Source organism: uncultured Rikenella sp. (assembly GCF_910579375.1).
GTDB lineage: Bacteria > Bacteroidota > Bacteroidia > Bacteroidales > Rikenellaceae > Rikenella.
In genome coordinates this window covers 1-5,444 of the sequence record NZ_CAJTUJ010000125.1, presented here as the reverse complement: position 1 = coordinate 5,444, position 5,444 = coordinate 1, and the positions used below count along the sequence as shown (strand labels likewise).

General features: G+C 55.7%; 3 protein-coding genes. All 3 read right to left on the bottom strand.

The window, feature by feature from the left end; translation table 11 throughout:
• Positions 1-357: 357 nt before the first annotated feature.
• Positions 358-1,887 (bottom strand): glutamine-hydrolyzing GMP synthase, encoded by a 1,530-nt coding sequence (gene guaA / locus QZ302_RS08320; RefSeq protein WP_294594390.1) that lies wholly within the window; start codon positions 1,885-1,887, stop codon positions 358-360.
• A 68-nt stretch (positions 1,888-1,955) separates the two neighbouring features.
• Positions 1,956-2,903 (bottom strand): ribonuclease Z, encoded by a 948-nt coding sequence (locus QZ302_RS08315; protein ID WP_294594389.1) that lies wholly within the window; start codon positions 2,901-2,903, stop codon positions 1,956-1,958.
• Positions 2,904-3,232: 329 nt separating this feature from the next.
• Positions 3,233-5,032 carry a 30S ribosomal protein S1 gene (gene rpsA / locus QZ302_RS08310; RefSeq protein WP_294594387.1) on the bottom strand — a complete coding sequence of 600 codons (1,800 nt, stop codon included), beginning with the start codon at positions 5,030-5,032 and terminating at the stop codon, positions 3,233-3,235.
• Between the last annotated feature and the right edge of the window lie 412 nt (positions 5,033-5,444).

Below are 5,444 nucleotides of genomic sequence, written 5' to 3'. Positions count from 1 at the left end.
CTGTCGGTTACTTAGGGTAGTTCCAGCCCTTTGCCCACCGCGGGCACGCAGCGTTTATTCCGAGAGGCAGCGCAACTGAAAACCGTAGGTGCGATAGTCTGGGTAGCCGGTATTGAGGCCTGTCACATAGAAATTCAAATCCAGACCATAGATGTCGTTCGTGGCGGAAGACCAGCTGAATCCGTGATAGCCGACGCTGAGCAGTCCGCCTGAGCCTGAATAGCGGCTGCCCGGGGCGGGAGGAACACAACACCGAGAGGAAAGAATCCAAAAGAAAGGGGGAATGAGTTGATACTCATCCCCCCGTGTGTGTTTAGAGTGAGAATGTTTGACAAGGACTCACACTCCCTCCTATTCCTACTCCCATTCGATGGTTGCCGGCGGTTTCGACGAAATGTCATACACTACGCGATTAATCCCCCGCACCTTATTGATGATGTCGTTCGATACCTTGGCCAGCAGTTCATACGGCAGGTGTACCCAGTCGGCGGTCATCCCGTCGGTCGAGGTTACGGCGCGCAAGGCTACGCAAGACTCATACGTCCGTTCGTCGCCCATCACGCCGACGCTCTGCACTGGCAGCAGCATGACGCCTGCCTGCCAAACTTTGTCGTACCAGCCGGCATCGCGCAAAGCCTGGATGAAGATGGCGTCGGCTTCCTGCAGAATCCGCACTTTCTCTTTGGTCACTTCACCCAGAATGCGAATCCCCAGACCTGGGCCCGGGAAGGGGTGACGACCGAGCAAAAGTTCCGATAATCCCAATTCTCGTCCGATCCGCCGCACTTCGTCTTTGAAAAGCAATCGCAGCGGTTCCACGATCTTGAGGTTCATCTTCTCGGGAAGGCCGCCTACGTTGTGGTGCGATTTGATGGTCACGCTCGGGCCGTTGACGGATACGGATTCGATGACGTCCGGATAGATCGTCCCCTGGGCCAGCCAACGCACCTCCTGGAGCTTTTGGGCCTCGCTGTCGAAGACTTCGATGAAGTTGCGACCGATGATCTTCCGCTTCTGTTCCGGATCGGTCACGCCTTTTAGATCTCCGAGGAATTTGTCGCCGGCGTCGACGCCGATCACGTTGAGCCCCATGTTCTTATAGGAGTCCAGCACGCTGGAGAATTCGTCTTTCCGCAAGAGGCCCATATCGACGAAGATACAGGTCAGGTTGGCGCCGATGGCCTTGTGCAGCAATACGGCGGCCACGGAGGAGTCCACGCCGCCCGAAAGCCCGAGGACGACTTTGTCGTTCCCGAGTTTCGCCCGCAGTTCGCGGACGGTGGTTTCGATGTACGATGCGGGTGTCCAGTCCTGTTTGCATCCGCAGATGTCGACGACGAAGTGTTTCAGCAGTTGAAGCCCTTCAGTGGAGTGGTAGACTTCGGGGTGGAACTGAATCCCCCAGGTATCTTCACCCGCGATGTGGAAAGCGGCGACCCGTACATCTTCGGTGCTGGCGATGATTTCGCAGCCGGTCGGCTCTTTGACGATGGTGTCGCCGTGGGACATCCAAACCTGGGTCTGTTCGCTCAGACCGGCGATCAGCGGGTTCTGGCTCTGCACTTTCGAGAGCATGGCGCGGCCGTACTCTCTGCTGTTGGACGGTGCGACTTCGCCGCCGAAATGATGGGCCAGATATTGTGCGCCGTAGCAAACGCCGAGCAGGGGCAGATGTCCTTTAATCCCGCTGAGGTCGATCCGGGGCGCCTCTGCGTCGCGCACGGAGAAGGGGCTGCCGGACAGAATCACGCCTCTCACGGAGGGGGCGATGGCGGGGTAGTGGTTGTAGGGGTGTATCTCGCAATAGACGTTCAGTTCGCGTACCCGTCTGGCTATCAGCTGGGTGTACTGCGATCCGAAGTCGAGGATCAGAATTTTTTCCTGCATAGACGAACGTGATGTTAGATGGATACAAATTTACAGCTTTCGGCGGAATTTCCCACTATGGGGTCGGACTAAAGCCGGGAGACTCGGAGCGAATGGTCTTTTTCGATGGTCAGGGCGAGGCCGTCGTGGCTCAGAATGGTCTCGGGAAATTCGCTCCGGGCTTCGTCCAGCAGGGGCTCGAGGCTCTTATAACGGGCGGAGTAGTGGCCGAGTAGCAGATGCCGGACGTTCGCTCTGCGGGCGAGACGGGCGGCCTGAAGGGCGGTGGAGTGGCCGGTCTTCGCGGCGAGCGCTTTGTCTTCGTGGAGGTAGGTGGATTCGTGGTAGAGCAGATCCACGCCTTCGACGAGGGCGGCGACTTTCCCGGAGGGGGTGGTGTCGCTGCAAAAGGCGTAGCTTCTGGGTGTGTAAGGCCGGTAGGTGGCTTCTCGGGCGGTCAGGGGGGCGCCGTTGGCTAAGGTGGTATCCCGGCCTTGTTTCAGGACGGTGATCTGGTCAGGGGTCAGTCCATATCCTTCGACGAGGTGTTTGTGTACGTTCAGGCTGGGTTCGTGCTCGCGAAAGAGGTAGCCGCAGCAGGGAACGCGATGCCGAAGGGGAAGGCTGGAGACGCTGAACACGCGGTTCGACCATACGTCGATCCCGGATGTTCTGGTATCCACTTCTTTGATATCCAGTGGATAAGGCAGCTCGACTCCGAAAAATCCGAAGTGGCTCCGCAGCATTTCGCTGAAGGGGTGCGGGGCGATGATTTCCAACCGCCGTGTCCGCCCCATCATGCTCATGGTGGAGAGCAGGCCGAAAATCCCGTAAACGTGGTCGCCGTGTAGATGGGTGATGAAAATCGCGTTGATTTTCAACGGATTAATCCCGTATCGAAGAAGCTGGTATTGTGTCCCTTCGCCGCTGTCGATCAAAAAAAACTGCTCATGTACGTTCAGCACATGAGCAGTATGATGCCTGGTAGCGGTCGGTCGGGCCGAACTGCATCCCAGTATGGTCACTCGAAAGGTCATAACGTATTTTAATTGTCTTCATTCTTTGCGCCGGACGGAACCGTACCTTTTCTGAAGAAAAGGTACCCAAAAGACTTTTGCAGAGGTCGTCCCGATGGGCCGACCACGTGTTCTCTCCGCCTTGTTCGTTGGGCTGAGATTTTCAGGCGAGGCGCGCTAATCGGGCATATCACCCAAGCGCGCCCGCTGAAAATCCAGCCCAACCCAAGGTCAGACACGGCTAGAACATCCCGCAGGGATGCGCTCTGAAGTTTTTTTGGTTCTTTTTGTTCACAAAAAGAACAGTTCTATCCAGTGGTCAATGAACGGGTACAACTAAAAGTACCTGATTAGTTTTTGCCTTCGAGCTGCGCTTTGAGTTCAGCGAGGCCCGAGATATCTCCCAGCGTGGTTTTTTCCATCGACGAGGAGAGTTTCTTCACGGCATCCTGGGTGGAAGCTTCTTTCACGGCATCTTCTTTGCCTTTGGCTTCTTCGAAGGTGCGGGTGTGCGAAAGGATGAGTTTCCGGTTGTTTTTGCCGAATTCGAGGACGCGGAATTCCAGGGTTTCGCCCACTTTAGCGGTCGTCCCGTCGGCTTTGACCAGACCACGTCCCGGTGCGAAGCCTTCACCGCCTTCGTTCAAGGTCACGACGGCGCCTTTGTCGTTGATTTCGGCGATCGTTCCGGTGTGGATGGTATCCGGTTTATAGATGGTTTCGTAAACGTCCCACGGGTTTTCTTCCAACTGTTTGTGACCGAGGCTCAAACGACGGTTTTCTTTGTCGATTTCCAGTACCTGTACGTCGATCATGGAGTCGATCTGGGTGAATTCCGAGGGGTGTTTGATTTTCTTGGTCCAGCTGAGGTCGCTGATGTGGATCAGACCGTCGACGCCTTCCTGGATTTCGACGAAGACGCCGAAGTTGGTGAAGTTGCGTACGCGAGCCTGATGACGGGAACCGACCGGATATTTGGTTTCGATGTTTTCCCACGGATCCGGGGTCAGTTGTTTGATACCCAATGACATCTTGTGGTCGTCGCGGTCGAGGGTCAGGATGACTGCTTCGACTTCGTCGCCGACTTTCATGAAGTCTTGTGCGGAGCGCAGGTGTTGCGACCAGCTCATTTCGGAGACGTGGATCAAGCCTTCGACGCCCGGTGCAATCTCGATGAATGCGCCGTAGTCGGCCATCACGACGACTTTACCTTTAACTTTGTCGCCGACTTTCATCTCTGCGGCCAAGGCGTCCCACGGATGCGGGGTGAGTTGTTTCAGGCCGAGGGCGATGCGTTTCTTGGCGTCGTCGAAGTCGAGGATAACGACGTTGAGTTTTTGGTCGAGTTGTACGATCTCTTCGGGGTGGTTGACGCGGCCCCAGGAGAGGTCGGTGATGTGGATCAGACCGTCGACGCCGCCGAGGTCGATAAATACGCCGTAGGAGGTGATGTTCTTAACGGTCCCTTCGAGGATCTGGCCTTTTTCGAGTTTGCCGATGATGTCTTTTTTCTGTTGTTCGAGTTCGGCTTCGATCAGGGCTTTATGCGATACGACGACGTTGCGGAATTCCTGGTTGATCTTAACGACTTTGAATTCCATGGTCTTGTCGACGTAGATGTCGTAGTCGCGAATGGGTTTCACGTCGATCTGGGAGCCGGGAAGGAAGGCTTCGATGCCGAAGACGTCGACGATCATACCGCCTTTAGTCCGGCATTTGATATAGCCCTTGATGATTTCGTCTTTTTCGAGGGCTTCGTTGACGCGATCCCACGAACGGAGCTGCCGTGCTTTCTTGTGAGACAGGGCGAGCTGGCCTTTCTTGTCTTCGGCGGATTCGACGTAGACTTCCACTTTGTCGCCGACTTTGAGGTCGGGGTTGTAGCGGAATTCGCTGCTGGAGATCACGCCTTCGGATTTGAAGCCGATGTTGACGAGAACTTCGCGTTTGTCGATAGCGGTGACGGTACCTTCCATCACTTCGCCGGTCTGGATGTTCGAAAGGGTCTGGTCGTACTCTTTGGCGATTTGTTCTTTGCTGGCGCCGCCGTAAAGACCGGCTTCAGTCTCGAAGGCGTCCCAATTGAACGTTTCCACGGGTACGGAGGCGTTCGAAAGCGTCGCGGATTTGGTTTCTTCTGCGTTTGTCATTGTTTTGTTTGTGTTTGAAACTAAACGGGTTAGACTTTATGTATTGACGCCTTCCGGCTTCCTCTTTGGGGGAGTGGGCCGAAAGGCGTCGCAAAGATACGAATATTTTTAGTTATTCCTAATGGTGTCGGGGGGCGATTCGGAGGAGAGATTGTCTGGTTCGCGTGCCGAGCGGCACCGCCCCGGGCATTCGCGACTGTGGCTACTACAAACAATTAGGCGCATTGGGTGGCGTCGGCTTCGGAGGCTCGAGCTGGTCTTCGGCAATCAACGATACCAGTGGCGTGAACTTGGATTTCAATTCGCAAGCCCTCAACCCCAGCAACGTAAGCTTCCGTGCCTACAGTTTTCAGTTGCGTTGCCTCTCGGAATAAACGGGGCGCCGCGCGGCACTTGAATACAGGCTGGGGCT